The sequence below is a fragment of the Parendozoicomonas sp. 209JJ7-1 genome (assembly GCF_058147085.1).
On the sequence record NZ_JBYVJU010000081.1, the window covers coordinates 1 to 1,062 of the forward strand.

Annotated in this window: 2 protein-coding genes; both read left to right on the plus strand. The window is 48.8% G+C overall.

What is annotated here, in order from left to right; all coding sequences use genetic code 11:
• Positions 1-284, plus strand: a 284-nt coding sequence (locus ACY2RQ_RS19435) for a hypothetical protein (protein WP_490114667.1), incomplete at its 5' end; no start/stop codon positions are given.
• A 118-nt stretch (positions 285-402) separates the two neighbouring features.
• Entirely contained in the window at positions 403-1,005 is a 603-nt protein-coding gene (locus tag ACY2RQ_RS19440) for a phage terminase large subunit family protein (protein WP_490114668.1), read from the plus strand.
• Positions 1,006-1,062: the final 57 nt, after the last annotated feature.

The window sequence follows — 1,062 nt, forward strand, 5'->3', positions numbered from 1 at the left end:
TGCGGGGGCTCAGATTCTCGGTTAGCGTTTTGTTTTTCTTCTTATTATTTTTCTTCTTCTTCTTTCTTATTGTTGTTCTGTTTGTTTTTTTTTATGGCCTTGGATCTTGTTACTCGGGTTCTGCTCTTGGGGAAGCTTTTTTTGTGACCCGTCTGGCAAGATTCTCTTCCGGAATCTTTTTGCCTGCTTGCACTCTGGTTATTGCAGGTGGTGTGCCAAAAAGCTGGTTTTCTTTGATACCAAGGCCTGCCGCCGAATCCAGCATCATTCTGTTATCAGAATAGTGTTACATAGATCACAAAGTGCTACCCCAAGTGTTACTGAAAACGTTACACGGGATCTGTAGCAGGTAACACACGCACGTACCAAGTCTGACAAAAACCTCTATGGACACTTCCCAAAATGAAACATTATGACCATGGCCTGCTGGCTGGGTTACAGACTGATACCCGCCTGACAGTGTCTGAGTGGGCGGATGAGCACCGTATCCTGCCAATGAAAGCGGCAAAGGAAGCTGGACGCTGGCGAACGGCCAGAACACCGTATTTAAAAGCCATTATGGATTGTCTGTCGTCCAGTTCACCGGTGGAACGTGTCGTCTTTATGAAAGGTGCCCAGGTCGGTGGCACCGAGTGTGGCAATAACTGGTTGGGCTACCTGATTCACCATACGCCGGGGCCGATGATGTATGTGCTGCCCACCCTGGATATGGGCAAGCGAACGTCCAAGCAGCGTATTGCTCCGATGATTGAGGAGATGCCCATCCTTAAAGAGCGGGTGAAAAATGCCCGTTCCCGGGATTCCGGCAATACGCAACTGGTGAAAGAGTTTCCCAACGGTGTGCTGATCATTGCCGGAGCCAACTCGGCCACTGGCTTGCGCTCCATGCCCGCCCGGTTTCTATTTCTGGATGAAGTGGATGCCTACGATGATGATTTGGATGGTGAAGGCAGCCCTATCAATCTGGCGATTAAAAGAACGGCGACATTACAACACCGAACTTGAAAGCTTCAAAACCTTCATCAAAACCTTCAGCAAATTCGGTGTCAGATGCTTTTCTTC